Here is a 26,990-nt window from a genome sequence, read left to right as displayed (position 1 = left end):
CGACTCCGCAGCTCCGGGCCCGGCCGTCTCGGCCGGCAGGGAGCAGTCCCGGCTTGGGCGACGGGCGCGCTGGAGAGGAACCGGACAGGAAGGTCGGCGTGGACCGGGGATGCGGACGGCTGGACAGGGCCGAACGGTCGGCGGCGAGCGGCTTGGGGGAGCGCCCCCATGCCCAGCCCCGGGACAAGCCGGCTCACCGGTCCGGGACGTGCCGTCCCTGCTGCCCGCGCTGTTCTGCGGGAGCGCCGGCGGCGGCCTGCCGGGCGGCCCGTACGACGGCGGCGTGAAGGCATGCGCCGCGGGTCCGCTCGTCCACTGGATGTACCCGCCGCGTCCGGACGGCTCCCGGCTGACGCGGATCAGCACCAGCAACCCCGCCGGTGCGGCAGTCTTTCGGGCGGTGGCCGGATCGGGGCGGCGGAACGCCACGGCTGAGGAGCGGTGAACCCCTCGCCGGGCAGGTCGGGCCAGGCGCGGCGTCCGGTCGGCGTGCCGCGGTATCGCCCGCACCGCCGCCCGGGACGGGCCGACCCGCGGGGCGGTGTTGCCCGGGATGCGGGCCGGCGGATGGGAAGCGTGCGGGAGGGGGAGGGGCGCGGGCTCGCCTCGGCGGCGCTGCGCTGAGCGGTACGACGACGGTGGTGCCCTCGGGACGGGAGACGGCGCCGCGCTCCTTCACACGCCCGGCGGCGTCGGACGAGGCGGACCGTGAGTACGGTCCCGTCACTGCCGCGGCGTCGGCCTTCCGAGCAGCGACCGCCGGTTCCCGGGGAACCACTGAACCGGTGTCCGGGGCACTGGTGAACGGCTTGGCGGACACGGCAGCCGAGGACGGCGGGCGCCGGCCCGTCAAGGCGGCACCGCGCGCAGTGCGCGCAGCACCGCCCACACGACCGAGACCAGCGGGACGGCCACCACGGCACCGATCACTCCCGCGATGATGCTGCCGGCGATCACCGACACCGCCACCACGAGCGGATGCAGCCGCACCGCCCAGCTCATCACCAGCGGATGCAGCACATGACCCTCCAGCTGGCCGATCACGACGATCAGCGCGAGCACGGCCGCCGCCGTGAGCGGCCCGCGTCCGGCCAGCGCGACGACCGTCGCGACGGCGAGCGCGACCGGTGAGCCCACCAGCGGTACGAACGCGGCGAAGAACTCCAGCAGCGTCAGCGGCAGCGCGAGCGGCACCCGCAGCAGGAGCAGCGCGACACCGACCAGCACGGCGTTGGTGGCGGCCACGATGATGATGCCGCGCGTGTATCCGGCGAAGGCCCGCCAGGCCGCGTGCCCGGCCCGGTCCCACGACGGACGGGCGCGGCTCGGCAGCAACTGGTCCCGGACCCAGCCCCACAGCCGCTCGCCGGAGTGGATGAAGAACACGGACGCGAACAACGCCAGCGCGCCCCCGGTGACCAGCTCGACCATCCGGCTCAGCCCGCTGACGGCGCGGCTCAGCAGGCTGGACCGGTGCGCGGTCAGGTAGTGCGTCAGCTGGCTCTCCAGCTGGGACAGCCGGCCCGGGCTCAGCCGGAACGGCGGCCGCTGCAGCCACTCCTCGATGCGATGCACCCCGCCCCGGAACTCGCCCGCCAGCCGGGTCGACTCGCCCGCCACCGCGTTGCCCACCAGGGCCAGTAGGGCGAGCAGGAACAGGATGCTGCCGACCAGCGCCACGGCGACGCAGAGCGGCCGCGGCAGGACGCGGTCGAGCAGGTCGGTCAGCGGACGCAGCACGGTGGTGACGACCAGTGCCAGGAAGAGAGCCACCGCGATGAGCTGGAAGCTGCCGAGGATGCTGAAGATCCCGTAGACGACGATCCCCACGAGGATGAGCCGCCAGGCGTAGGCCGCCCCGACCCGCAGCCACGGCACCGTCCGCTCGGCCACCGGCGCCGGCTCGGTCCGGGACGCGGACGGGAGCCGCACGGAGTACGCCGGCCGGCTGCCCAGCACCAGGCCCTTGCGGCGCCCCCCGCCGCTAGGCCCGGTCACCCGCCTCCGCGCATCGCCCACCACCGATCCCGGCTCCTCTCCGTCGGGCCCGATCACGGTCGGTCACCTGTACAGAACCGTAAGCGCACACCGCGACAGGGGCGCGCGGAATGCGCCCGCGCGCGGTTTCCCCCGGGCGGCGGCGTTTCGCCCGGCGGCCGGTTGCCGGGGCCACCGGCACAGGACCAGGGGCCTACGCCACGGCACTCCCAGACGGCCCGTCGCCGTCGTCGAGGAACGCGACGGTCTCCCCGATCGGCGCCCGGTCGATCCACACGAACGCGGCGGACGGGTCCGCGAAGCCGACGGACACACCGGCGAACAGGATCAGCTCCGGCGGCGGCGAGACGACCTCCGCAACGGTCCGGTGGTACACCGACCAGGCCATCTGCGCACAGCTGTGCAGTCCTTCCGCGCGCAGAAGCAGCATCACCGTCTGCAGGTGCATCCCCAGGTCGGCCCACTGCGCCGCGCCCATGTCCCGGTCGATGTAGCACAGCAGGAGACACGGCGCTCCGAAACACTCCCAGTTGGCGGCGACGGCCGCACGGCGGGCCCGCGCGTCCTCCCGACGGATCCCCTGCGCCGCGAAACGCTGGGCGGCCGCCGCCGACCGCCGCTCCCGGTAGGGAGACCCGGGCTCCGGTGGATACATCCGGTACTGCCGAGCGTCCCCGGGATCACCGGCGGCAGCGCGTTCACCGGCGCGTTTCTTCAGCTCGGCCAGCCGGGCACCGGTGAGCACGTAGACGTGCCACGGCTGGAGATTGCCGCCCGAGGGTGAGCGGGCGGCGGCGGTCAGGACCCGCTCCAGCGCCGCCCGGGGGACCGGCTCGTCCGTGAAGGAGCGCACCGCCCGCCGGCTCACCACCGCCTCGTACACATCCATCCATGCCCTCCAGGGCCGCTCCGCACTTCGCTTCCACCGCACTGACGCATGCGGGCCCGCGGATGTGACCGGAGTCGTGGCACTGGCGTGGAGCGGCCCTCGCGCAACGGATCCGAGCCGGCGACCGACGACGGCGGCAAGCGCTCACAGGACCTTCACAACCGCGGCGGGTGGCCCGGGCGGGGGAGGGGACTCGCGGAGTGTCGCCGGCAGAGGGGATCCTCCAGTGATCACGATCGCCGTACTGCTGCTCCCCGTCCTGAGCATCGTGCTCTTCGGCCTGGATCAGGTCGAGGACCGATGGATCCTCAGGCCTCCGACGGCCCGCCGCACCAGGCCGCACCGGCACCGCCGTCTGAGGGTGGGCCGCCACTGATCCCGTGGCCGGCGGGCTCTCCCCGGTCCGTCGTCGTGCCCTCGTCCAAGCGTGCGCAGCGCCGGTAGCGGTCGATCGCCTGGCCGAGCTCGATCCGCTCCGGTTCGGGCAGTGCCCCGCCCTGGGCGTAGTCCAGGATGTGCTCGGCCACGGTCCGCAGCTTGGTGTTGGTGCGCTGGGAGACGTCCCGCAGCGCCCGCCAGGCCTCTTCCGGGGCGATCTGCCCGAGGACGACCACGGCTCCGATGGCCTGGTCGATCACCGCGTGCGAGGACACGGCCTGTCGCAGCTGCTCGTTCTCGGTCACCAGCCGGTCGTACTCCGCGGCCAGCTCGGTCGAGGAGAGCAGGACCAGCGGCCGCCGCCGGGAGAGGGTGAAGAAGACCATGGAGCACCTTTGCGGGGGTGGGGGGCGTCCCTGCTTCGCCTGCCCTCGATGGGCGCTTGCGACACTTATTGAAGCAACTGACCGCGGCGCCGTCACGCCGCACCGGTCGTACCCACCGCGTGAACGTCCGTGCGCTCGCCCGGCCCGCCGCTCCGGTTCGCGGTCTCCACCCGTGCCCGCGCTCTTTCAGCCCTCCTGACCGGTGGTCTCGGTCGCCCGGACCACCGGCAGCAGGGCACGGATGTCCGAGGGCAGGGCGCCGGCCATCCGCTCGGTCAGCTCCGGCGCGAGCGCCGCGTCGAGCACTTCCATCACGGCGACGGCCTCCCGCAGGGCCGTGTCCTCGTCGGTGCCGGCCCGGTCGGCGACGCGGCCGGCGAAGACGGTCAGCCCGAACCGCTCGCCCGGCACACCGGAGTCCGCGCCGGCCGACGCGTCGGCCGCCTCCCGCATCGCCGCCGCCATGTCGTGCGGCAGCTGGGCCGCCACATGCCGGGCCAGCCCGGACGGCAGCCGCTCCGAGAGCGTGCTCACGACAGCGTGCGCGGCGCGTTCGGCCGAACCCCGGTCCGGCAGCTGGGCCAGCGCCTGCACCTTTCCGATCATCTCGTCGTGCCGCATGAGGCCGGTTCCTTCCTCACGAAGTCCTGACGGTGCGCTCCGTCCCTCACCGCGGGCGAGGCCCGAGCCCCAGGCCCGGCCGGCGGCGCCGTCACCGGCATCGGCCCCGGTCGCCCGCGGCCCCGGCCGAGTACCCGGCGCCGCGGCCGGTACCCGGGCCGCAGGAGTCGCGGTCCCGTCGCGGGGTAGGCGTGGGCGGCGGACCATCGATCAAGCCGGACGGCGGCGGAGCGACGTGTGAGGTGTGCATGGAGGGAGCGGGGCTGGCGGCGCCGTTGTGGGACGTCCACAACGGCCAGGGGCTGCGGCAGCTGGCCGAGCTGGGGCTGGCTCTGCTGTTGTCCAGCCTGATCGGCTGGGAGCGGGCGGCGCAGCAGAAGAGCGCCGGACTGCGCACGCACACGCTGGTCGGCATCGCCAGCGCGCTGATGATGGAGGTGTCCCAGCACGGGTTCACCGCGGTGCTCGGGCTGGAGAACGTCTCCTTCGACCCCTCCCGCGTCGCGGCGCAGATCGTCTCCGGCATCGGATTCATCGGCGGTGGCCTGATCTTCGTACGCCGGGACGCCGTACGGGGTCTGACGACGGCCGCCACCATATGGCTGACCTGCGCGGTCGGCATGGCGTGCGGCGGAGGACTGCCCATCCTGGCGCTCGCGGTGACAGCCCTGCACTTCCTGGTGGTGCGGGGCTATCCGCTCTTCACCTCGCGGGTGAGCCCCGCCGCGGCCGCCGCCGCCTTCGAGGCACGCCTGACCTACCGGACCGGGGCGGCCCTGCTGCCACGCCTGATGCAGACCTGCACCGGGCGCGGCTTCCGGATCGTGCAGGTCAAGGTCGAACGACTGCCCGGCCGCACGGACGACGCGGCCCGGGTGCTGCTGGAGCTGGAGGGCACCGACGATCCGACGGGGCTGGCGTCGGAGCTGTTCCAGGACGAGGGTGTGCTCGACGTCGAGGTGAGCGCGGCGGCGGATGACGAATAGCGCGACGAACGGGTGCGGGTACGGCCGTCGGCACCGGCCCGCTCAGCTCTCGGTCGCCTGCGTCCACGTCCAGGCGTACTGCAGCCAGTCCGCGACCGTCAGCGCGCCTAGGCCCCCGGAGACCAGGCGCGTGAGCCGGGGTGCCGCCGCGTATGCGCACACCAGGGTCCCGGCGGCCCAGGCGGAGGTGCAGAACGGGCAGGACAGCAGGTCGCCGACGGCTCGCCGGATCCCGTCCCCGCGTGGTTCGTCGATGACCTCGCTCGCCTCGCCCTCGTCCGCCCGGCGGGTGAACGGCGCCCGCAGAAAGCTCGTGATCTTGTCCCTGGCCAGCAGCCTGGACGCCTTGTAGGAGGCCGCGCCCATCAGGACGACGTCCCACGGCGGCACGGCCTGCGGCAGCTGGACACCGCGGCGCCGGGCCAGCACCGCGAAGGTCCCGACGCCCGCCCCGAAGACGGAGGCGAGGACGGCGTACCCGGCGAGCGGCACATCGCCGCCGTCCTCGTACCGTTCGGCGTCCGTCGTCATGTCGTGACCTCCCGGGAGTGCGCTCGCGTGGCCTGCGACGAGTTCCCCGGGCCGAGGGGGCGACACGTGACCGAGGGGCTCCCGCACCACGAGGCGGACGTTGGCCCCGAGGGAGGCGTGGGCGATGCCACATATGACCTGGTTCGCACACCCTCCCGGTCGGGGCCGGGGCCGGGCTACCGTTGCGTCGAGGCCCTGTTCCCCCCTTCACCCCGGACGGCCCCGCTGTGCTCACTGATCTGTCCTCCCTCATCGCCGCGACGGCGCGCTGGCTCACGGTCGCCTATCCGGCCAGCGGCGGCGCGCTGGCCTCCGCCCTGTGCGAGGCGCAGGCCCGGCAGGCCGTGACCGTCGCCGCGTGGCTGCGCTATCCGACGGAGATCGACGCGGCCCTGGTCACCATGGCAGGCCCCGGCGGCGCCGCTCGTCTGGACTGGATCACCGGTGCCGAGCGGGCCGACGAGGACGGACCGGACGACGAGCGGGCCTGGCGGACCTGGGTGGACGAGGTCGTGGCCAGCTGGGCGGCCGTCCTGCTCACCGATCCCGAGCTGGCAGGCCAGGCCGTCGCCGCACTCGCCGGGAGCGAGCACTCCTCCGGCGCGCCGGTCGAGTTCCGGCGCCTGCTCGCCCCCGACGACGGCGACCGGCGCGCCGCCGCGCTGCTGCGCCACCCCGACTTCCTCGCCCCCGTGGCCGAGCTCCACCTGGACGAGCTGCTGGACCGGCTGGGACCGGGTCGCGCCCTCGCCGCCTGAGCAGGTCTCCGTCGGCCCGGACCGGTGTCGTGCGTGCTCGCGCGGGGTACTGCGGAGCTGGTCCGGGGCCGTCCGCGGGCGGTGGCCGGCCCGAGCGACGGCAGGCAGGAGACAGGCGATGCGTGCGCAAGGTGACGACGCGGCGGCCCGCGACCGGATCCGGCCGGTGCCCGGGGGTGGCGTACGACGGCCCGGCGGCGGGTGATGGCCGGCGGGCCGGTTCCGCTCGGCGCGAGGTGAGGCCCGGCCATGACCTTCAAGAATCCCGTGCACCGCGGCGGGGCGGGCCGCGGCCGGTTCGAGCAGTTCGCGGAGTACGCCTCCAACTTCACCAGCTCCCCGGTGTTCTTCCTCTTCTGCCTGCTCATCGTCGGCTTCTTCGTGGCCGCGCACCTCGCGCATCTACGGCTCGAACTGCTGCTGCTCGCGGGCGAGTCCATGACCGCCGTGACCCTGCTGCTCCTCGCGCTGCTGAAGAACGCCGAGATGCGGGCCGAGCACGCGATCCAGCGCAAGCTCGACGCGATCGCCCGTGCCCTGCTGGAGGGTCACGCGGATGACCGGAGCCAGGCCTTCGAGGATCTGCGGAATGCGATCCGGATGGAGGAAGAGACCTGACGGAGGCGGACAAAACGGCGCGGCGGTTCTTCACGGCGACCCGGTCAGGGTCGACCATGCCGTGTCATGGACATTTTGCTCGTCGCCAGCGCGTTCAACAGCCTCACCCAGCGCGTGTACGCCGAACTGTCGGACCTCGGGCACCACGTCGACGTGTGTCTCGCCTCGCAGGGCGCCGACCCGGTACGGGCCGCCGTGCGTGAACGGCGGCCGGACCTGGTCATCGCGCCGATGCTCAGGACGGCCGTGCCCGAAGACGTGTGGCGGGACCACACCTGCCTGATCGTGCATCCCGGGCCGCCCGGCGACCGTGGCCCCTCCTCGCTGGACTGGGCCATCGCCGAGGGAGCGCAAGAGTGGGGTGTGACGGTCCTGCAGGCCGAGGCGGCGATGGACGCCGGCCCGGTCTGGGCGGCGGAGCCGTTCCCCGTCCCGCCCGTCGGCAAGAGCGACCTGTACCGCAACGAGGCCTCCGACGCGGCCCTCACGGCTGTCCTCACCGCCGTACGGCGCTACGCCGAAGGCTCCTACAAGCCCCGGCCGCAGACGGACGACTCGATCAGCGTGGTGTGGCGTGACGCCTTCCGGCGGGAGCGGCGGCGCATCGACTGGGAACGGGACGACACCGAAACGGTCCTGCGTAAGCTCCGCGGCGCCGACTCGCAGCCCGGCGTCCTGGACGAACTCCTGGGCCGGGAGGTGTTCCTGCACGGCGGGCATGCCGAGGATCGGCTGCGCGGCCGACCGGGTGAGCTCCTCGCCCGGCGCGCGGGAGCCGTCTGCCGCGCCACCCGCGACGGCGCGGTCTGGATCCCCGAGCTCCGCCCGCGCAGGAACTCCGGCGACCCCGCGCCCTTCCGGCGGCCGGCCGCCTCCGTGCTCGCCGCCTGGGAACCCTCCCTCGACCTGCCGGAAGCCCCCGTCCCGCTGAACCTGCCGTCCGACCGGCGCACCTGGACCGACATCCGCTACCGGCAGCGCGGCGACGTCGGCTTCCTCGGCTTCTCCTTCCCGGGCGGCGCGATGAGCACCGACCGGTGCCGCCGGCTGCTCGCCGCCTACCGGCACGCGCTCTCGCACCCCACCCGCGTCCTCGTGCTCGGCGGCGACCGCGACTTCTTCTCCAACGGCATCCATCTGAACGTCATCGAGGCCGCCCCCGACCCCGCGCAGGAGTCGTGGGTCAACCTCAACGCCATGGACGACCTGGTCGAGGCGGTGCTGCACACCACAGACCGCCTGGTCGTGGCCGCGCTCGCCGGCAACGCGGCGGCCGGCGGAGCCATGCTCGCCGTCGCCGCCGACGAGGTGTGGTGCCGCACCGGCGTCGTCCTCAATCCGCATTACCGGCGCATGGGCCTGTACGGCTCGGAGTACTGGACATACACCCTGCCGCGCCGCGTCGGAGCGGACCACGCCGACCGGCTGACCACCGAGGCCCTGCCCGTCAGCGCCGCGTCCGCCGAGCGGCTGGGACTCGTCGACCGGCTCGTGCCCGCCGCGCCCGGCGACTTCACGGCGGAGATCGAGCGGCTCGCGGCCGAACTCGCCGCCGCACCCGACCTGGACGGGCGGATCGCGCACAAGGCCGTCGCTCGCGCCGCGGACGAACGCGAACGGCCCCTCGCCGCCCACCGCGAGGCGGAACTCGCCCGCATGCACGCCATCTTCTTCGACCCGCAGGCCCCCTACCACGCCCTGCGCTCGGCGTTCGTGCGCAAGACACCGTCCGGCTCGCCCCGGCCCCTCGCCGCGCCCGTCGGAGATGTCCGTTGACGCCGCGCCTCCTGGTGGCGGGCGTCGGCAACATCTTCCTCGCCGACGACGCCTTCGGCCCCGAAGTGATCCGCGCCCTCGCGCACCGCCCGCTGCCGCCCGAGGTGCGGGTGCACGACTACGGCATCCGCGGCATGGATCTCGCCTACGACCTGCTCGACGGATACGACACCGCCGTCCTGGTCGACACCGCCCGGCGCGGTCACGCCCCCGGCACCCTCTCCCTGATCGAGGCCGAACCGCCCGGCGACACCGTCGTGCCCGAGGCCCACGGCATGGACCCGGCGAAGGTGCTGGCCCTGGCGGCCCACCTCGGTGACGAGCCCCTGCCCCGCGTCCTCGTCCTGGCCTGTGAGCCCGAGCTGCTCCCGGCCGGCGACGAGGACCTCGTCCCGGGGCTCACCGGACCGGTCCGGGAAGCCGTCGCCCCGGCCGTGGACGCCCTGCACACGCTGATCCCGGCCCTGCTCGCCGACCCCACCGCGCCCGCACCCCCGTTGGGCCGCCCGATGGAATCCGGGCCCCCGCCCCCGGCTGCGCTGCCCGGCACGGCGGCCGGCTGAGCGGAAGATCGGTGGAGCCCGGGTCACACCGACGCGGCCGGGGCTCCACCGCCGCAACCAAGGAGCAGCGCCCATGTGCCGGTCCGACGTCAAGCAGGCCGTCCTCGCGAAGAACGACGACCTGGCCGCGGATCTGCGCGGCGACCTCGCCCGGCAGGGCGTGACCGTCGTCAACCTGCTGTCCAGCCCCGGCAGCGGGAAGACCGAACTGCTCGGCCGCGTCCTGGCCCGCGCGGTGCAGCGGGGCGTTCCCGTGGCGGCGCTGACCGCCGACCTGGCCACCGAGAACGACGCCGTCCGGCTGGCCCGCTCCGGCGCCCCCGTCCAGCAGTTGCTCACCGACGGCCTGTGCCACCTGGAGGCCCGTCAGGTCCGGGACCGGCTCACCGGCTGGCTTCCGGCTGACACCTCCGTGCTCTTCGTGGAGAACGTCGGCAACCTCGTCTGCCCGGCCGCGTACGACCTCGGCGAGACCCTGCGGGTCGTGCTGATGGCGGTCACCGAGGGAGAGGACAAACCGCTGAAGTACCCGACCGCGTTCGGCTCCGCCCATCTGGTCGTGATCACCAAGACGGACCTCGCCGAGCCGGCCGGCTTCGACGAGACCGCCTTCCGGACGAACGTGCACCGGGTCAACCCGGGCGTGGAGATCGTACGGTCCTGCGCCCGTACCGGGTCCGGTGTCGGCACCCTCCTGGACCGCGCCCTCACCGCCCGGGACGGCACCACGCACCGGCCGCCCCTCGCCCCGCATCCGCACGGGCACTCCGCCGCCGCTCCGGCCGTATGACGGCCACCGCCACCGGACTCGTGCGGCGCCGGCTCACCGTGCGCGGAACGGTGCAGGGAGTCGGGTTCCGGCCCTATGTGCACCGGCTCGCCGCCGGACTCGGCCTCGCCGGATTCGTCGGCAACACCGGCGACGGGGTGATCGTCGAGGTCGAGGGCCCGGCGGACGACGTCGGCCGTTTCTGCGCCGCGCTGGCCGCACAGCCGCCGCCCTTGGCCACCGTGAGCGCCATCGCGGGCGAGGAGCTGCCCGCCACCGGCGACACGAGCCCGTTCGCGATCCGCTCCACGGAGCGGGCCGACGGCCGCACCCAGCTCCCGCCCGACACCGCGACCTGCGCCGACTGCCTGCGCGAACTGGCAGATCCGGCCGACCGCCGGCACCGGCACCCGTTCGTCACCTGCACCCACTGCGGCCCCCGCTTCACCATCGCCACCGGGATGCCGTACGACCGCGTGGCCACGACGATGGCCGGCTTCCCGATGTGCCCCTCCTGCGCCCGCGAGTACGGCGACCCCGCCGACCGGCGCTTCCACGCCCAGCCGGTCGCCTGCACCGACTGCGGCCCACGACTGAGCCTGGTCCCGGGCCTCGGCGGGCTCCGCCCGGCCCGGGACGGGCGCGCCCTCGCCACGGCACGAGCGCTGCTGGCCGCGGGGCGGATCGTGGCCGTCAAGGGCGTCGGCGGCTACCACCTCGCCTGCGACGCCACCGACGACCGGGCCGTCGCCGCCCTGCGCGACCGCAAGGCACGCGGCGGCAAGGCCTTCGCGGTGATGTGCGCCGACCTCGCCACCGCCGAGCGGATCGCGGTCCTCTCCGCTGCCGAACGGGCCGCGCTGACCAGCGCCCGCCGCCCCGTCGTGCTGCTGCGCCGGCGGGCACCGGCGGACGGCCTCCGCCTCTCCGGCCGGGTCTGCCCCGGCAGCCCGCACGTGGGCGTGATGCTGCCCTACACCCCGGTCCACACCCTGCTGTTCGGGCTCCCCGGCGATCCCCCCGGCCCCCGGGTGCTGGTGATGACGAGCGGCAACCGCACCGGCGAACCCATCGTCACCGACGACGCCGAGGCCCTGACCCGGCTCGCCGGACTGGCCGACGCCTGGCTCGCCCACGACCGGCCCATCGCCTCACCGTGCGACGACTCGCTGCTGCGGGTCCGCCCGGACGGCACCGAACAGGTCCTCAGACGCTCCCGCGGCCATGTCCCCCGACCGCTGCCGCTCCCCGTCGCGGTGCCGCCCGTGCTCGCGGTGGGCGGCGACCTGAAGAACGCCCTGTGCCTGGGCGAGGGCGACCACGCGTGGTTCGGGCCGCACATCGGCGACATGGGCGAGCTGGCCACGCTGGAGGCCGTCGAGCGCGCCGAGCGGCACCTGGCCCGCCTCACCGGGGTCACCCCGGCCCTCGTCGCCGCCGACCGGCACCCGGGCTACCACTCGACCGGCTGGGCCAGGCGCCGCGCCGCTCGACTGCCGGACGGTGCCCTGCGGTTGGTCCAGCACCACCACGCCCACATCGCCTCCGCGATGGCCGAGCACGGCCTGGACGGCACCGCTCCGGTGATCGGCGTCGCCTTCGACGGCACCGGATACGGTGACGACGGCACGGTGTGGGGCGGCGAGATCCTGCTCGCGGACTACGCCGGCTACCGGCGCTTCGCCCACCTCGCCCCCGCCCCGCTGCCCGGCGGGGACGCGGGCGTGGCCAACCCGTGCCGGCTGGCGCTGGCCCGGCTCTGGGCGGCAGGGCTGGACTGGGATCCTGACCTGCCGAGCGTGCGGGCGTGCTCGGACGTCGAACGCGCCGTCCTGCGAAAGCAGTTGGACCGGCAGGTGGCCTGTGTCCCGAGCTCCAGCATGGGCCGCCTGTTCGACGCGGTGGCCTCGCTGGCCGGCGTCTGCCACCGCGCGGGTTACGAGGCACAGGCCGCGATGGAGCTGGAGGCTGCGGCGACCGAGGCCCGTGACGCGGACGGGGTGGCGTACCCCTTCGGCTTCGCCGGGCAGCGCGACATCGACCCGGCGCCCACCTTGCGCGCACTCCTGGAGGACCAGCGGCGCGGCACCCCCGCACCGGTCCTCGCGGCCCGTTTCCACCGTGGTGTCGCCCGGGCCGTCGCCGAGATCTGTCACCGCGCCCGCGCGGACACCGGCCTGGCCGTGGTCGCCCTCACCGGGGGCGTCTTCGCCAACTGCCTGCTGGAGGAGGAGTGCACCGCGCTGCTGGCCAGGGACGGCTTCACGGTCCTCCGGCACCGCGAAGTCCCCCCGAACGACGGCGGGCTGGCACTCGGCCAGCTCATGGTCGCGGGAACAGCGAACAACCACGAGACGGAGTGAGCCATGTGTCTGGCAGTGCCCGGCAAGGTCGTGTCCATCGACCATCGCGCCGACCCCCTGACCGGGCTGATCGACTTCGGCGGAGTACGCAAACAGGCGTGCCTGGAGTACCTGCCCGACGTCCGGGTGGGGGAGTACGTCATCGTCCACGTCGGCTTCGCCCTGCAGCGCCTGGACGAGGCGTCGGCCCGCGCGTCCCTGGAGCTGTTCGAGCAACTGGGGTTGCTGGAAGAGGAGTTCGGGGACGCCTGGGAGCAGGCGGCCCGGCAGGAGACGGGAAGTGAGGCCCGGTGAAGTACATCGACGAGTTCAACGATCCCGATCTGGCCCGCCGGTTGCTGGACGAGATCCGTGCCACGGTCACCCGCCCCTGGGCGCTGATGGAGGTGTGCGGGGGCCAGACCCACTCCATCATCCGGCACGGCATCGATCAACTCCTCCCGGACGAGGTCGAGTTGATCCACGGCCCCGGCTGCCCGGTGTGCGTCACTCCGCTCGAGGTCATCGACAAGGCGCTGGAGATCGCCGCCCGCCCCGAGGTGATCTTCTGCTCCTTCGGGGACATGCTGCGGGTGCCCGGCACCGACCGGGACCTGTTCCGGGTCAAGGGCGAGGGCGGTGACGTACGCGTGGTGTACTCGCCGCTGGACGCGCTCGACCTCGCCCGCAAGAACCCCGACCGTGAGGTCGTGTTCTTCGCCATCGGGTTCGAGACGACCGCCCCGGCCAACGCCATGGCCGTCCACCAGGCCCGCCGTCTGGGCCTCGGCAACTTCAGCCTGCTCGTCTCCCACGTCCGGGTCCCACCCGCGATCGAGGCCATCATGACGGCACCGCAATGCCGGGTGCAGGGCTTCCTCGCCGCCGGGCATGTGTGCAGCGTGATGGGCACCGCCGAGTACCCCGAGCTGGCCGACCGGCACCGGGTGCCGATCGTCGTGACCGGCTTCGAGCCGCTGGACATCCTGGAGGGCATCCGCCGGGCCGTCCACCAGCTGGAGCGCGGCGAGCACCGGGTGGAGAACGCCTATCCGCGCGCCGTGCGCGAACAGGGCAACCCGGCGGCCCTGCGCATGCTGGAGGAGGTCTTCGAGGTCACCGACCGCAACTGGCGCGGCATCGGTCGCATCCCGGCCAGCGGCTGGCGCCTGTCCGACGCGTTCCGGGCCCACGACGCCGAACACCGCTTCGACGTCGCCGGCATCCGCACCGAGGAGCCCGCCGTGTGCCGCGCCGGCGAGGTGCTGCAGGGGCTGATCAAGCCGACCGAGTGCGAGGCCTTCGGCAAGGCCTGCACCCCGCGCACCCCGCTCGGCGCCACCATGGTGTCCAACGAGGGGGCCTGCGCGGCCTACTACCTGTACCGCCGGATGACCGACGGCCCGGCGCAGCAGGGATCGCGCATCGCGCGGGAGGAGCTGAACACCGTTGGCTGACCTGGCTACCGAAGCGGCTGACCCCGCGAACTGGACCTGCCCCGCCCCCCTGCGCGACCAGCCGGTCGTCGTCATGGGACACGGCGGAGGCGGCGCCCTGTCCGCGGAACTGATCGAGCAGGTCTTCGCACCCGCCTACGGCAACCCCACCCTGGCCGCCCTCACCGACTCGGCCGTCCTGGAGCTGGGCGGCGCCCGGCTGGCCTTCTCCACCGACTCCTACGTCGTGCGGCCGCTGTTCTTCCCCGGCGGCAGCCTCGGTGATCTCGCCGTCAACGGCACGGTGAACGACCTGGCGATGAGCGGAGCCCGGCCCGCCTACCTGTCCACGGCCTTCGTCCTGGAGGAGGGCGTGCCACTGGACGTCGTCGGCCGGATCGCGCGTGCCATCGGCGCGGCGGCCGAGGCCGCGGACGTCACCGTCGCCACGGGTGACACCAAGGTGGTCGAGTCCGGGCACGGCGACGGTGTCTACGTCACCACCGCCGGCGTCGGTCTCGTACCGGACGCGGTCGACATCCGCCCGCAGCGGGCCAGGCCGGGTGACGCCGTCCTCGTCAGCGGCCCCATCGGGCTGCACGGCGTGGCCGTCATGAGCGTGCGCGAGGGCCTGGAGTTCGGCGTCGAGATCGCCTCCGACACCGCGCCGCTGGCCGGTCTCGTGTCGGCGATGCTGGCGGTCACGAAGGACATCCACGTCCTGCGCGATCCGACCCGGGGCGGCCTCGGCGCCTCCCTGAACGAGATCGCCCGCGCCTCCGGCACCGGAGTCCGGCTGCAGGAACGGGCCGTCCCGGTCCCGGACGAGGTCGCGAACGCCTGCGGATTCCTCGGCCTGGATCCGCTGTACGTCGCCAATGAGGGCCGGCTCGTCGCCTTCGTACCGCCCGAGCACGCCGAGGCGGTCCTGGCCGCGATGCGGGCACATCCGCAGGGCAGCGGCGCGGCCCGCATCGGCGAGTGCGTGGCGGAGCACCCGGGGATGGTCGTCGCCGCGACCGGACTCGGGGGCACCCGGGTGGTGGACCTGCCGCTGGGCGAGCAACTGCCCCGCATCTGCTGAATGTGGCTCGCCGACCCGGCCCCGTGCTCAGTGCGGGGCCGGTGCGACGTCGGTGATCTCCAGTTCCCGCCCGCTGCGCAGCTCCTGCGACGGCCGGTCGCAGCGCGGGCACCAGAAGAACGGCGGCATGCCCACCGCGAACTCCTCGGCGCACGGTGCGCAGTAGGCCTGCGCCGGCACCTGCTCGACGACCAGCCGGGCCCCGGCGAGCACCGTGCCCTCCCGGACCACCTCGAAGGCGAAGTCCAGCGCGTCGGGCACCACACCCGCCAGCTCGCCCACGCGCACGGTCACCGACGAGACACCGTCGGCCCCGTCCGCGCGGGCGATCTCCTCGGCCTGCTCCACGATGGCGGTCGCGATCGACAACTCGTGCACGGCAGCGGATCAGGGGTAGCGGCGGTTCGCGCGCAGGCCACCGGTCATCCGGTAGATGCGCAGCTCGCGCATGATGCCCGGGAGCTCCTTGACGAACAGGGCCGCGAGCACGCTGCCGACCACCGTGCCCTGTGCCACGAGCAGCTGGCGTCCCGACACCCCCGCTCGTCCGGTCCTTCTCCGCATGCCAATGTTCATTGCGGTCACTTTCTGCTCCCTCATCCCGGTGAGATGTTCGGCATGTCCTTCACCAGGGCGTCATGCCGCTTCCAGTGGATACCGGTGGATCGGCGCGCGTCGGAGCTGCCGTCCTTGTGGTGTCCGGTCTGGTGCTTGTAAGGGCCTCTGTTCCCCTGGTGCAGTCCTGGCACGTGGCTCGGTGTGTCGGGCTTCGCCTGGGGGCGGCCCACTCGGATGGTGCCCATGTCGGTTCTCCTTCCAGGTCTTACGACCGCTCGGTCAGCTCCCTGAAGAACTGTTCTACGGCCGGCCAGACCCGTCCGCCACCGGAGAGGCCCCGCCACTCGCGGCGGACCAGGGCGATCATCCGGTAGCAGTGGTCGACCGGCACGATCCAGTGCTCGTCGAGCCCGCGCACGGTGTTCACGAGCAACGCCTCCACGTCGGGTGCCATGCCGGCGAGCTGCGGAACCGCGGCGGCCAGCCGCTGCCAGGCCTCCGCGTCCACCTCCCACCGCATGGCCCCGGCCGGACTCGGCCCCTGCGCGGTGACCGTGCCGTCGGAACGCGGCACGAAGAACACCAGACCCACCGGGACGCCCAGCACCGCCGTGTCGACGGGCGGCAGCCGCAGCCGGCGCCGGGGCACGAGCCGGTAGCGGCCCTCGCCCGCCCCGTCGTCGGCGAACAGCACCGAGCAGGGCCCGCACACGCACCGCACCTCCGCGGCACCCGTGTCGTACAGGTGGGGGTGTTCGACGGCCAGGCGGGCGGCGCACAGCTCGCAGACCTCGGCCTCGGCCGTCGCCGCACGGTGGCCCGCGGAGCGGATGACCCGGGCGAGCGCTCCGTCCACCCTCACCGCGCCTCCTCGGGCACGACCCTGCGCTTGATCGTGCTCAGCGGTACGAACGCGGGGGCCGTTCGCCGTCCGGCGGTGTCCTGTACGGTCTCGACCGACGTCAGCTCGGGAGCGACGGCCAGCACCGCCGCCCGAACCGCCTCGGTGACGTCCGAGGAGCCGCCGCCGCACCCGGAACCGCACCCGCCGCCGGAGGTCAGCCGCACCCGCGCCACCTGCCCGTCGACGCCGGCCCACTCCAGGTCACCGCCGCGCTCGCGCACCGCCGGCCGCAGCTTCTCCACCGCGCGGGCGGCCCTGCGCTCCGGGGACTCCGGATGGATCCCGTGCAGGACCAGGAGATGGCCGAGCAGTTCGTCGTCGGCGAGCCGCTCCCACTGCCGCTCGTCCGCGTCGTCGAGGACCCGGGCGAGGGCCTCGCCGTAGACCTCGGTCAGCAGCCGCACCGCCTCCAGCGCCGGGCCCGGAGCGGACTCCAGCCCGGCCAGCACCTCGTCCAGATGTGCGAGGCGTGCCTCCACCGCCGGGTCCGCCAGCCGCACGGCGGCGTCAGGCATGACTCGCTCCGTACGTCGGCGAGTGCACCGTGGTGAGCGTCTTGCCCTTGCCCATGTACATGTGGACGCCACACGGCAGACAGGGGTCGAAGCTGCGCACCGTGCGCATGATGTCGACGCCCTTGAAGTCGTCGGGCCCGTTCTCCTCGAAGATCGGCTGCCCCTGGACGGCGTCCTCGTACGGGCCGGGGGTGCCGTAGATGTCCCGGGGGCTGGCGTTCCACGGGGTCGGCGGGTACGGATGGTAGTTGGCGATCTTCTGGTCCCGGATCACCAGGTGGTGGGAGAGGACCCCGCGCACCGCCTCGTGGAAGCCGCAGCCGATCGACTCGTCCGGCACCTCGAAGTTCTCGTACACCTTGGTGTCACCGCTCCTGAGCATCCCCATGGCCTCCTCCAGGAACTGCAGGGCCATGGCGGCGGCGTAGGCGATGAAGTAAGGCCGGGCGCGGTCCCGTTCGAGGGTGTTGCTCCACTTCGGGATGCGCCACTCCAGGGTGGTCTCCGGCAGCTTCTCGCCCTTGGGCAGGGTGATGCGGATGGCGCCGCCGGTCGCCTTGACGTACGGCGTGTCGACGATGCCGCTCAGCGCGGTCGACCACAGCCGCGCCAGCGGCCCGCCGCCCGTGTCCAGGGCGAGGTGCTCGCCGGTGTCCGGGTGGTACCAGCGCGGGCTCATCACCCAGCTGTAGTTGCCCTCGAAGTCCCGCTTCTGCGGCACCGGTACCGTCGTCTGGTTCCACGGGTGGCGCATGTCGATCGGGTTGCCCAGCGGGTCATGGGTGACGAACGGATCCTCGTTCACCCAGTCCTCGTAGAAGGAGCTGCCCAGCATGATGCGCAGCCCGAGGTTGATGTCGATCAGGTTGTTGGTGACCAGCTTGCCGTCCACGACGATGCCGGGGGTGACGTACATCGCCCGGCCCCACTCGTTCATCGTGGCGTAGCGGTAGTCGACGACGTCCGGGTTCTGGAAGGCGCCCCAGCAGCCCAGCATGATGCGGCGCTTGCCGACCTCCTCGTAGCCGGGCAGGGCCTCGTAGAAGAAGTCGAAGACGTCGTCGTTCATCGCCACCGCCTTCTTCACGAAGTCGATGACCCGCATCAGACGGCTGAGGTAGTCGGTGAAGGTGTTCGGCTGCGGCATCGTGCCGACCCCGCCCGGGTACAGCGTGGAGGGGTGCACATGCCGCCCCTCCATCAGGCAGAACATCTCCCGGGTGATCCGGCTGACCTTCAGCGCCTCCTTGTAGACCTCGCCCTCGAAGGGGTTGAAGGCCTTCATGATCTCGGCGATGGTCCGGTAGCCGTGGACGTCCCCGCGGGGCGCGTCGGTGCGCTCGGCGCGGGCCAGGACACCGGGGTTGGTGGCCTTCACCATCGCCTCGCAGAAGTCCACGAAGACCAGGTTGTCCTGGAAGATCGTGTGGTCGAAGATGTACTCCGCCGCCTCGCCCAGGTTGGTGATGTGCTCGGCCAGCTTGGGCGGCTTGACGCCGTAGGCCATCTGCTGCGCGTAGTTGGAGCAGGTGGTGTGGTTGTCGCCGCAGATCCCGCAGATCCGCGAGGTGATGAACCCGGCGTCACGCGGGTCCTTGCCCTTCATGAACACCGAATAGCCGCGGAACAGCGACGAGGTGCTGTGGCACTCGACGACTTCCTGGTTGGCGAAGTCGATCTTCGTGTAGATGCCGAGGTTGCCGATGATCCGGGTGATCGGATCCCAGGACATGTCGACGATCTGGGCCGGCTTGCGTTGTGTGGGCCGGGACTCGGTGGTGGTCATTGGCGGTGCTGCCCCTCGCTTCGGGTCGGGCGGGTCGGTGGACGGATGGGGGAGGACGGCGTCAGGCACGCCAGTGCGGGTCGTAGCCGCTGGTCAGCTTGCGCTTGTTGTGGCGCCACTTGGGCTCGTGGTTCACCACGTCGTTGGTCAGGCCGCGCAGGCGGCGGATGACGGCTCCGTACGGCTTGACGAGCATGGTCGACAACGTGCCGCCCGGGGGTTCGTCCATGAACGGCATGAAGGCGTCCGGGAAGCTGGGCATCGTGCAGCCGATGCAGATGCCGCCGACGTTCGGGCAGCCGCCGATGCCGGCCATCCAGCCGCGCTTGGGCACGTTGCAGTTGACGACCGGCCCCCAGCAGCCCACCTTCACCTGGCACTTGGGGGAGTTGTAGTCCTTCGAGAAGTCGGCCTGCTCGTAGTAGGCGGCCCGGTCGCAGCCCTCGTGCACGGTCTTCCCGAACAGCCACTGCGGACGCAGCATGTGGTCCAGCGGCGGCGGGGGAGCGGCACCGGCCGCGTGCTGGAGGACCCAGACGAGGGTCTCCATGAAGTTCTCGGGCTGGATGGGACACCCGGGCACGTTGACCACCGGCAGCCCGGAGCGCGCCTTGAACTCCCACCCCAGGTAGTCCGCGAGGCCCATGCAGCCCGTCGGGTTGCCGGCCATGGCGTGGATGCCGCCGAAGGTGGCGCAGGTCCCGGCTGCCACCACCGCCCAGGCCTTCGGCGCGAGCTGGTCGATCCACCAGTTCAGCGTCTGCGGCTCGCCGGTGTCGGGATCGTTGCCGAACGACGTCCAGTAGCCGTCGCCCTCGATGATGTTCTGGTTGGGGACCGAACCCTCGATCACGAGGATGAAGGGCTCCAGCTCCCCCCGGGCAGCCGCCCGGTACGGGGCCAGGAAGTCCTCGCCGCCCAGGCTCGGCGAAAGCACCTTGTTGACGAGGTTCACCTTCGGCAGGCCCGGGATGAGGCCCAGCACGACGTCCTCGATGGACGGCTGGCCGGCGGCGGTCAGCGACACGGTGTCGCCGTCGCAGCTCATGCCCTCCGAGATCCAGAGGATGGTGATCTCGTCGAATCCCTCCCGCGCCTCGGCCCTGCTGGGCTCGCCGCGGACATCGGTGGTACCGCTCTGTGTGGTCATTGCTGCGACCTCCGTCGTTGCCGGTCTCGGAGTGGGGCGTGGACTGCCGCGTCGTCACGCGACAGCTGCTCGGCCGTGCGGTGGTCGCGGGCCGGCGGCTCAAGGACATCCATCGGACCGTCCCTCACGTGGCCGGTCGGCCGGACGCTGCGGCCGTGGGGACCGCGGCCCGGGGGACTTCGCCGGGCCGGTCGGCTCCTGCGGGTCCGTGTGGCCGAGTGGTTCGACCTCGTCGGGCCGGAAGTAGTGGAAACGGCCGTACCAGCCGTGGAGTTCGGCGGCCGGATCGTCGTCGACCGTGACCGCCAGGTGGACGCTGCCGTCCACGTCGTGGAAGACCGCGCCGACCCGTGCGGTCCGCCCGGCCAGGAACATGTCCTGCGCGTCGGCACCCCGGCCGCGCGGGCGCAGCCGCACGCGGCTGCCGCCGCCGACGGGCACCCCGTCGACGAGCACGGCGTCGGTCGTCGGGGAGAGCCCGTCGTCGCCGCCCTCCTGCCACCAGGCGGCCCGTCCGGTGGGCGCGGGCACCGGTGTCAGGGAACGGATGGCGCCGTGCAGCCGGGAGAACACCTCGCTCGGCATGGTGTCCACCCGGTCGAGGATCCGCGCGGCCCGGGGATCGGTGGCCCGGGCCTCCGCCTTCTCCTCGTCGGTCAGCAGCATGGTGCGCAGGGTGAGGATCTCGTCGATCTCCGCGGCGTCGTGCAGATCGCCCGGGCTCTCCGGCGCCACCCGGGGCCGGTCGGGGAGGATGATCGGAGCGGAGAGCATGACGGTGCCCGTCGTGCCGTCCCCGGGTGGACCGCCGAGGACGGGAAACGTGAACGCGTTCCGGCAGCCCCTCACCTCCTCCGCCAGCCCTTCGGGTGGATCGATGAGGGAGACGAACTCCACGCCGTCCCCGCCGAGGAGAGTGTGCGTGGCGATCAGCGCCTGCCGCAGTGCCTCATGGCGGGGGGCCCGAGGGTCGGTTGCGTCGCCGGTGTTCTCGGTGCGCACCCGCAACCGGTACAGCTCCGGCGCGAGCGGCTCGGCCACGACCGTCGTCGCGGCGCGCACGTCGCGGCGCCGCCGCACGGTTCGTCCCGCACCGCCCGGCAGGGGCTCGGACTCCGCGCCGGCGGCCGCCCCCACCAGGGTGGTACGGCCTCCGCGGACCAGCTCCTCCAGCGGCACCACCAGCTCGGTCTCGCGCGGCACCGCCTCCTCGAACGACAGGTGTGTGGTGCCGTCGACCGCCCGCAACGACTCCACAGGGCGGTGCCGTCCGTCTCCGTCGTCCGCCTCGACCTGTTTCTCCTGCATCTGCAGATACCGCACCCGCACCCGTACGACCGCGTCGCGGCGCGGTGCCCGCAGCAGGCACTCGGTCTGCTGGTACCAGGAGTCCGCGGAGCCGGAGATCCCCGGTGTGACCGGCCCGTCCCGCTCCGTCCAGTCGCGGGGCAGCAGCACGCCGAACTGCCAGCGCACCCGGTTCTTCGACGAGGAGCGGCGGTACGGGTAGAGCAGGTAGCCCTCGTAGAGCACGGCGTCGGCGACCGCGCCGATGTCCTCGAAGGCATCGCACGACACGCTGTCCGTCACAGGAGCGAGTGCCACACTGCCCTCGCCGGGTCCCTCCGACACGCCGCCTCCTCATCACCGTTCCACTCGCACACTCCTTCCACCACGGTCACACCCGTCACGGCTTCTCGCCCCTCCGGCCCACCGCCATTGCGCCGGTCAGGGGACGGCGAGCCGGTGCCGGCGCGCGGCTCGACCGAGGAGTGGCCGGTCGGTCGCCGCTGTGCGCCCCGCCCGCCCCCGGTGCTTCGCGCGCCGCCGGCTGCCGCCTTCCGTGCCCCGGCACCTGCGGGGATCATGGTCGGGGGCCGCTCAGGCGGGTGAAGGAGGGGAACCCGACATGTTCGACGCCCTGAAGAACCTGAAGGAGCAGGCCGAGGACATCGCCGAGACCCACGGCGACACCATCTCCGACGGCCTGGAGAAGGCCGGCGACTTCGTCGACGACAGGACCGAGGGCGAACACACCGACACGATCGACACGGCCGTCGACAAGGCGCAGGACCTGGTCGAGAAGCTCGGCGCGAACGGGGTGAAGCACTGACCCCGGCGGTCGCGCCGTAGCCCTGGTGGGCCGGTGTCCCGTCCCGCTCCGCCGAGGCGCCGCCCGCCGGGAGGGCGGTGCCGGGACACGGGAGTTCGACCGCTCCCGCTCGGGGGCGAGGTGCCCGCATCCCGGATGAAAGACGCCTCCCCGCGTCCGGGACGAGCCTTCGCACGCAACGCGGGAACCCGCCTGGCTGAGCGGCGGTGGCCGGTGGGAGCGTACCGGTCGTGTCCGGTGACGTGGCGCCGTCGACGCCGAGGCGGCCGAGCAGCCGGATCAGGCGCCGTCACAAGGTCACGAACTGGTCCTCATACTCCGCCGGTTGGCTCCTCGTCGATCGCAATCGCCGCCCGCAGCCGGCAGGTCGCCCAGGCCGAGCGGTGCGCCGGGCTGATCGGGCTCGAACGACGGCACCTCGCCCGCGTCCACGGCATACGGCTCGTGGTGGCCGCAGTGCACGATCCGGGCCGCGGACCCGCCGGGCGGGAACCGCACCGGCAGCGCCGTCGCGAACGGCTCCCTGAACAGGGCGCAGGGGCGGGGACCGTGGGCCCGTGCGCATCCGGTGCGCCGTCCAGCGCCGTGACGTGCCGCCGCGCACACTCGTCCAGTTGCGCCGCCGACGCCGACAACGGCGGCTCGCGGTACGCCAGTTCACGGAAGAGCAGGAGGGCCGGGGCCCGGCACGCCGAGAGCACGCACCTGACGCCGCGAGGCCCGCCCTCCGTTCGGGCGACGGGAGTTCGACGACGACAGGGCCTGGCCCCGTACGCCGCCGAACACGATCCACCTGCCGTAGGGCGTGCGCAGCGCCTCGTACGAGTCACCGCCGATCCGCGCCTCCGACTCGCCCGGCAGACACACGCCGCGCACGGCGAGGACACGGTCGGCGGGGTGAGTCCGACCACGAACAGGCTGCCGAGGGTGACGTCCGCGTGGGGATGTCCGCACCGGCCCGTGTCCCCGCAGGGGCGCCGTGACGCGAGGACGGCACAGGCGTGCGCCGCCGTCGCCCGGCACGGAAGCGGTGCCCTGGGCCGCGTTGTGCAGTGGCCTGTTCAAGTCGCCACAGGCGGAGCCGAGTTCGAGCCTCTGTCAGGTCGGCCTTCCACCCCGTACACTGCGGGTCCGCAGCCATGGGGGCGCTGCTGACGGGGGGAGCGGTCATGTCCGGAGGTCCGTACGGTCCGAGCCAGGTTTTCGGGATGCCGCCGGTGCCACCCATGCCGACGAGCCCGCCGCCCGCGCCGCCGGACGCTTGGCGCGCCGCCGCGGTCGCCCTGCTCAACCTGAGCGGTCTCGGCCTGGGGTACGCCTTGCTGCGGCGCTGGGTGCTCATGGCGGCATGCTGGGTGGCGACCGCGGTGCTGCTGCTCGTGGCGCTGCCCGCGGACGCCGCCGGTGTCCCGGGAGCCGCGCTCGTCGGCTACGCCGCCCTCCTGCTGGCGGCCGCCCTCCACGGCGGCGTCGTCGGGCTGCGCACCCGCCTGTCCTGGCCGGCCAGAGCACCCCTCGCCCTGCTGCTGGGCGTGCTGCTGCTGGCCGTGCCGACGGGCGGCGCGCTCTGGTACCAGGACGCCCACGACGAGGCCGTGGAACAGGCACTGCTCGACCGCCTGGACAAGGCCGACCACCTGGTGGCGGCGAGCGGCAGCCGGTCCTTCACCGCGGCCGAGTCGGACTACCGGGCGGCCCTGGAGGTCTACCGCGACCTCGCCCGGCACCACTCCGCCTCCCGCGCGGCGCGGCGGGTCCCCGACAGCCTGCGGACCTACTACACGACCGTCGGAGCGGCGTACGGCCATCAGGACTACTGCGGCGCCGTCGAACCGCTGAAGTATCTGCGCACCGTGCCCGACACCATGCCCAAGGGGCAGCTCGGAGCGCTGGCCCGCTGGCCCGACGACCGGCTCGCGACCTCGCTCTACGAGTGCGGGGCCCAGCACCTCACGGGCGGCGGGACGGACTGGGACGCGCGCTTCGGTGACCTGCTGAACACCTTCCCGCGGTCCGCGGCGGCGACGAAGGTCTCCCCGGCCGTCGACGCCGCCGTGCAGCGGGCGGAGAACGCCGTCGGCGGACACGACCCCTGCACGGCCGTGGAGCGGTTGCGCGACCTGGACACGCGGATCGGCGGACTGTCGAAGTCCACGGGCGACGCGGACGGCACGCTGGCCAAGGCCGCCGCGCGCGCCGGCAGGAGCGGCGACGCGGGGGAGTACGCCTGCGGAGTGGACGAGTACAAGAAGGGCGACTTCGACGCCGCGCAGAAGACCATGGAGCAGTTCGTCTCCGACGGCAGGAACGACAGGAACCGGGCCCGCGCCCAGAAGATCGCCATCGCCGCCGAGGTCGCCCAGACGCTCCCGAAGGCCGGCAAGCAGCTGCCCACCACCGCCTCCGGCGGCAGCATCTCCGTCACGGTGAAGAACGACAGCCCGCACGACATCACCGTGCTGTACACGGGACCGGTCACCGGCAGTTTCACCCTCAAGGGCTGCGGCGACTGCAAGGCGTACACGCTCGCCGACACCCTGATGGTCGGCTTCAAGCCGTGCACCGACAGCGGCAGGCACTACCCGCAGCGCACCATCAGCCTCCCCGTGGGCACCACCTACTTCGTGCACAAGCCGAACGGCGGCAGCACCGCGACACCGGCTTCCGACACGGCCAAGCTGCGCCCGGGCTACATCTACACCGAGTGTGCCTACACGACCCAGACGTTGGGCTCCGGCTACTGACGGGCGGCCGGGGCGCGCCGTCGGCGCCTGCGATACGGTTCGGCGCTGCCGGCCGCCCTTTCGCCGTGACCACCACCGGTACTCGGGCCGACGTGGGCCACCAGGACGGCCTCGATCCGTCCGGCCGCCGGACCACCCGTCACCAGGACCGTTCGCCACCGTGCCGGCCCAGGCCGCTCAAGCCGTCGGCCGACGCGCCGAAGCCGGTCGCGGCCCTTCCGTCCACGGGGAGACGCTCGTCCCCGCCGCACAGGACCGGGCGAGCGGGACCCGCATCCGGTCCGCCACCTGGCGAACCGCGGCGCACGACTGCTCGCCTCGCGACCGAGGAGCCTGCGCCGCAGGCGCTCACCGCCGGCCGAGCCCGTGCGTCACCCCAGGCCCTCTCCGAGCGCGGCGATCGCGGCGGCGCCGTGCCCCGCGGCCGTCAGGGGTGCACGGACGTCGGCCTCCAGGTCGGGGACGTAACCGAACAGGACATCGGCGGGCCCGTCCACCCGCACCTCCCCGAGGGCAGCCGGCAGCAGCAGGGTCCGGGCCCGGTCCAGGCGGCCCGTCCAGCCGCCCGCGGCGACGGCGACCGGGGCGCCGACGTTACTGAGAATCTGCGCCGTGGAGAACGAGCGGGTCAGGGGGGCGCCGGCGCCCGCGGTCCAGCGTTCCAGGGCGAAATACGGTCCCGCGCACAGGACCGTGCACACCACCGAGTCGCCGTGTGTGCGGCTCAGCCCCGGCTGGAACTCCGGACGGGGATCGGGCCGCCACTCCTCCAGCAGCCGTTCGATGTTCGCCTCGCGCTCCCGTTCGTCCAGGGGCGCGCCGTCCTCCAGCCGCCAGGGCATGGCGTGCTGCTGGATGTCGGAGGTCTGCTCGATCTCGTACACCAGCGTCCCCGGCCCGAAGCTGTGCAGGGTCCCGCCGGGGACGTAGACGGTCTGCCCGGCGCGTACCGGAAGGCGGCGCAGGACCGAGTCGAATTCCTGCGCGAGCAGCGCCTGGCGCAGGACCTGCCGGTCGACCCCGGGCCGGGTGCCGACCAGCGCGGTGGCTCCGGCCACGGCGTCCAGGACGTGCCAGGCCTCGGTCTTGCCGTGAAGCTCGCCCTCGACGCGTCGGGCCGTGTCGTCGTCGGCGTGCAGGTGCACCGGCAGGGGCCGTGCGGCGTCGATGAACTTGGTCAGCAGCGGGAACCGAGGTCCGTGCCGGCGGTCGCCCAGCAGGCCGTCCGCGTGTTCCGCCATGAGCGCACGCAGGCTGCGCCCGGCGAGTGGGCCCTCGGCGACCGTCGCGCCCTCGCCGTCGACATCGCTGACCTCCCACGTCTCGGCGATGCGGCCCTCCGGCAGACCGGTGCGGCCCAGTCGGCCGGCGAGGGCGCGCCCGCCGAAGACGTGCTGTTTGACCGGCGTGGTCAGGCGCAGCGGATACCAGATCACCAGGTCCGGCATCTCAACCGGCCGCGTTGTCGACGCGCATCCGGACCTGCTGCTCCAGGCGGCGCAGACTGCCGTCCAGCGCGTTGAACACCGCCTCCTCGCCGGGATCGTGTCCGGCCTCGAAGAACGACAGGTGCACGGTCACCTCGCTGGCCCCGCTGCCGATGCCGGACACCTGGAGCCAGCCGGTGTAGCTGCCCTGCTCCCGCGTGCCCCACTCCAGGCGCATCTGGTCGGGCTCGGCCCGCAGCAGGGCGGGCATGTCCTGGCCCAGGCGCTCCTCGTGCACCGTGACGGCGGGCGGGTCCCCCGCATCCACGTGCAGGGCGTCCGGGAGCCACGCGTCGAGCTGGCCCATGTTGGCCGCCTGGTCGAAGACCTGCTCGGGCTGTGCGGGCATCGTGCGGGACCATTCGTACTCGGTCATGGTGATACCGCCCTCCGCTCGGAAGTCGTACCCCGACCGCGTGCCCCTTCCGCGGCGGCCGAAAAGCCCGCCACGGCCCGTGCCGTGGACCAGGCCGCGTCCGCCGCGAACTTGTCTGGTCAAGTTTGGCCGTGGTTCTTCCGCTCGACAGCGACGAACAGTACTCATGTCCCGTTCGTTGCGCACAGTCAGGCCGTGCGGGCGTCACCTTCACGGCATCCT

General features: G+C 73.2%; 28 protein-coding genes. 13 read left to right on the top strand and 15 right to left on the bottom strand.

All coding sequences use genetic code 11. The features are described from left to right. Positions 1-208: 208 nt before the first annotated feature. Complete coding sequence (locus tag AB0L59_RS23190; RefSeq protein WP_365586678.1) at positions 209-445, top strand: hypothetical protein; 237 nt, start codon at positions 209-211, stop codon at positions 443-445. A gap of 404 nt (positions 446-849) precedes the next feature. Here AB0L59_RS23190 and AB0L59_RS23185 read toward each other — a convergent pair whose 3' ends face one another. The 4 genes from AB0L59_RS23185 to AB0L59_RS23170 form a co-directional block, all read right to left on the bottom strand. Beyond that, positions 850-1,998: an AI-2E family transporter gene (locus tag AB0L59_RS23185; RefSeq protein ID WP_365586675.1), complete on the bottom strand. Its 1,149-nt coding sequence runs from the start codon at positions 1,996-1,998 to the stop codon at positions 850-852. Between the two features lie 193 nt (positions 1,999-2,191). After that, positions 2,192-2,887 carry a nitroreductase gene (locus AB0L59_RS23180; protein ID WP_365586672.1) on the bottom strand — a complete coding sequence of 232 codons (696 nt, stop codon included), beginning with the start codon at positions 2,885-2,887 and terminating at the stop codon, positions 2,192-2,194. Between the two features lie 308 nt (positions 2,888-3,195). Continuing rightward, positions 3,196-3,651, bottom strand: a complete 456-nt coding sequence (locus AB0L59_RS23175) for an ANTAR domain-containing protein (protein ID WP_365586669.1) — start codon at positions 3,649-3,651, stop codon at positions 3,196-3,198. A gap of 186 nt (positions 3,652-3,837) precedes the next feature. Then, positions 3,838-4,272 (bottom strand): DUF2267 domain-containing protein, encoded by a 435-nt coding sequence (locus AB0L59_RS23170; RefSeq protein ID WP_365586667.1) that lies wholly within the window; start codon positions 4,270-4,272, stop codon positions 3,838-3,840. 248 nt (positions 4,273-4,520) lie between these two features. Here AB0L59_RS23170 and AB0L59_RS23165 point away from each other — a divergent pair, with 248 nt between their 5' ends. Further along, entirely contained in the window at positions 4,521-5,258 is a 738-nt protein-coding gene (locus tag AB0L59_RS23165; protein ID WP_365586664.1) for an MgtC/SapB family protein, read from the top strand. A 42-nt stretch (positions 5,259-5,300) separates the two neighbouring features. Here AB0L59_RS23165 and AB0L59_RS23160 read toward each other — a convergent pair whose 3' ends face one another. Continuing rightward, positions 5,301-5,789, bottom strand: coding sequence for a DUF1360 domain-containing protein (locus AB0L59_RS23160; protein WP_365586662.1), 489 nt, complete (start codon positions 5,787-5,789; stop codon positions 5,301-5,303). Positions 5,790-6,016: 227 nt separating this feature from the next. Between AB0L59_RS23160 and AB0L59_RS23155 the strand changes: the two genes are divergently transcribed. The 9 genes from AB0L59_RS23155 (at position 6,017) to hypE (ending at position 15,135) form a co-directional block, all read left to right on the top strand. Beyond that, positions 6,017-6,547 carry a hypothetical protein gene (locus AB0L59_RS23155; RefSeq protein WP_365586659.1) on the top strand — a complete coding sequence of 177 codons (531 nt, stop codon included), beginning with the start codon at positions 6,017-6,019 and terminating at the stop codon, positions 6,545-6,547. 249 nt (positions 6,548-6,796) lie between these two features. Then, positions 6,797-7,165, top strand: a complete 369-nt coding sequence (locus AB0L59_RS23150) for a low affinity iron permease family protein (RefSeq protein WP_365586656.1) — start codon at positions 6,797-6,799, stop codon at positions 7,163-7,165. 66 nt (positions 7,166-7,231) lie between these two features. Further along, positions 7,232-8,941, top strand: coding sequence for an enoyl-CoA hydratase-related protein (locus tag AB0L59_RS23145; RefSeq protein WP_365586655.1), 1,710 nt, complete (start codon positions 7,232-7,234; stop codon positions 8,939-8,941). Continuing rightward, positions 8,938-9,504: a hydrogenase maturation protease gene (locus tag AB0L59_RS23140; protein ID WP_365586652.1), complete on the top strand. Its 567-nt coding sequence runs from the start codon at positions 8,938-8,940 to the stop codon at positions 9,502-9,504. The genes AB0L59_RS23145 and AB0L59_RS23140 overlap by 4 nt, the downstream gene beginning before the upstream one ends. A 73-nt stretch (positions 9,505-9,577) precedes the next feature. Then, on the top strand, positions 9,578-10,294 hold the full coding sequence (hypB, locus tag AB0L59_RS23135; RefSeq protein ID WP_365586649.1) for a hydrogenase nickel incorporation protein HypB: 717 nt from the start codon (positions 9,578-9,580) through the stop codon (positions 10,292-10,294). Then, positions 10,291-12,636 (top strand): carbamoyltransferase HypF, encoded by a 2,346-nt coding sequence (gene hypF, locus AB0L59_RS23130; RefSeq protein WP_365586647.1) that lies wholly within the window; start codon positions 10,291-10,293, stop codon positions 12,634-12,636. Before hypB ends, hypF begins: the two co-directional genes overlap by 4 nt. Positions 12,637-12,639: 3 nt before the next feature. Further along, positions 12,640-12,930: a HypC/HybG/HupF family hydrogenase formation chaperone gene (locus AB0L59_RS23125; RefSeq protein ID WP_362115505.1), complete on the top strand. Its 291-nt coding sequence runs from the start codon at positions 12,640-12,642 to the stop codon at positions 12,928-12,930. Further along, positions 12,927-14,072, top strand: a complete 1,146-nt coding sequence (gene hypD, locus AB0L59_RS23120; protein WP_365586644.1) for a hydrogenase formation protein HypD — start codon at positions 12,927-12,929, stop codon at positions 14,070-14,072. Before AB0L59_RS23125 ends, hypD begins: the two co-directional genes overlap by 4 nt. Then, on the top strand, positions 14,065-15,135 hold the full coding sequence (hypE, locus tag AB0L59_RS23115; RefSeq protein ID WP_365586643.1) for a hydrogenase expression/formation protein HypE: 1,071 nt from the start codon (positions 14,065-14,067) through the stop codon (positions 15,133-15,135). The genes hypD and hypE overlap by 8 nt, the downstream gene beginning before the upstream one ends. A 27-nt stretch (positions 15,136-15,162) precedes the next feature. Here the strand turns inward: hypE and hypA are convergent, their stop codons facing one another. From hypA to AB0L59_RS23075, 8 genes are all read right to left on the bottom strand, one after another. Next, positions 15,163-15,513 (bottom strand): hydrogenase maturation nickel metallochaperone HypA, encoded by a 351-nt coding sequence (hypA, locus tag AB0L59_RS23110; protein ID WP_365586640.1) that lies wholly within the window; start codon positions 15,511-15,513, stop codon positions 15,163-15,165. 9 nt (positions 15,514-15,522) lie between these two features. Continuing rightward, positions 15,523-15,672, bottom strand: a complete 150-nt coding sequence (locus tag AB0L59_RS23105; protein ID WP_365586637.1) for a hypothetical protein — start codon at positions 15,670-15,672, stop codon at positions 15,523-15,525. A gap of 59 nt (positions 15,673-15,731) precedes the next feature. Then, positions 15,732-15,938 (bottom strand): hypothetical protein, encoded by a 207-nt coding sequence (locus tag AB0L59_RS23100; protein ID WP_365586635.1) that lies wholly within the window; start codon positions 15,936-15,938, stop codon positions 15,732-15,734. 20 nt (positions 15,939-15,958) lie between these two features. Beyond that, the gene (locus AB0L59_RS23095) at positions 15,959-16,555 is read right to left on the bottom strand and encodes a DUF5947 family protein (RefSeq protein ID WP_365586633.1); all 597 of its coding nucleotides are present in this window, start codon (positions 16,553-16,555) and stop codon (positions 15,959-15,961) included. Continuing rightward, positions 16,552-17,112 carry a NifU family protein gene (locus AB0L59_RS23090; RefSeq protein WP_365586631.1) on the bottom strand — a complete coding sequence of 187 codons (561 nt, stop codon included), beginning with the start codon at positions 17,110-17,112 and terminating at the stop codon, positions 16,552-16,554. Before AB0L59_RS23090 ends, AB0L59_RS23095 begins: the two co-directional genes overlap by 4 nt. After that, a complete protein-coding gene (locus AB0L59_RS23085; protein ID WP_365586628.1) occupies positions 17,105-18,898 on the bottom strand; it encodes a nickel-dependent hydrogenase large subunit in 1,794 nt (597 codons plus the stop codon). The genes AB0L59_RS23090 and AB0L59_RS23085 overlap by 8 nt, the downstream gene beginning before the upstream one ends. Positions 18,899-18,959: 61 nt before the next feature. Continuing rightward, positions 18,960-20,048 (bottom strand): hydrogenase expression protein HypE, encoded by a 1,089-nt coding sequence (locus AB0L59_RS23080; protein ID WP_365586626.1) that lies wholly within the window; start codon positions 20,046-20,048, stop codon positions 18,960-18,962. Between the two features lie 99 nt (positions 20,049-20,147). Further along, positions 20,148-21,653 carry a hypothetical protein gene (locus AB0L59_RS23075; RefSeq protein ID WP_365586857.1) on the bottom strand — a complete coding sequence of 502 codons (1,506 nt, stop codon included), beginning with the start codon at positions 21,651-21,653 and terminating at the stop codon, positions 20,148-20,150. Between the two features lie 304 nt (positions 21,654-21,957). On the opposite strand from AB0L59_RS23075, the gene AB0L59_RS23070 reads away from it, so the two are divergent. Both AB0L59_RS23070 and AB0L59_RS23065 read left to right on the top strand, forming a co-directional pair. Continuing rightward, on the top strand, positions 21,958-22,161 hold the full coding sequence (locus AB0L59_RS23070; RefSeq protein WP_365586623.1) for an antitoxin: 204 nt from the start codon (positions 21,958-21,960) through the stop codon (positions 22,159-22,161). A 1,208-nt stretch (positions 22,162-23,369) separates the two neighbouring features. Then, positions 23,370-24,905, top strand: coding sequence for a hypothetical protein (locus AB0L59_RS23065; RefSeq protein ID WP_365586854.1), 1,536 nt, complete (start codon positions 23,370-23,372; stop codon positions 24,903-24,905). Between the two features lie 371 nt (positions 24,906-25,276). Here the strand turns inward: AB0L59_RS23065 and AB0L59_RS23060 are convergent, their stop codons facing one another. Further along, positions 25,277-26,353 carry a type I phosphomannose isomerase catalytic subunit gene (locus AB0L59_RS23060; protein ID WP_365586620.1) on the bottom strand — a complete coding sequence of 359 codons (1,077 nt, stop codon included), beginning with the start codon at positions 26,351-26,353 and terminating at the stop codon, positions 25,277-25,279. Position 26,354: 1 nt separating this feature from the next. Further along, positions 26,355-26,768, bottom strand: a complete 414-nt coding sequence (locus AB0L59_RS23055; RefSeq protein WP_365586617.1) for an SRPBCC family protein — start codon at positions 26,766-26,768, stop codon at positions 26,355-26,357. Between the last annotated feature and the right edge of the window lie 222 nt (positions 26,769-26,990).

The organism is Streptomyces sp. NPDC052109 (genome assembly GCF_040680195.1).
Classification (GTDB): Bacteria; Actinomycetota; Actinomycetes; order Streptomycetales; family Streptomycetaceae; genus Streptomyces.
The sequence above is the reverse complement of the archived record's forward strand: the minus strand, read 5'-3'. Positions and strand labels throughout refer to the sequence as shown.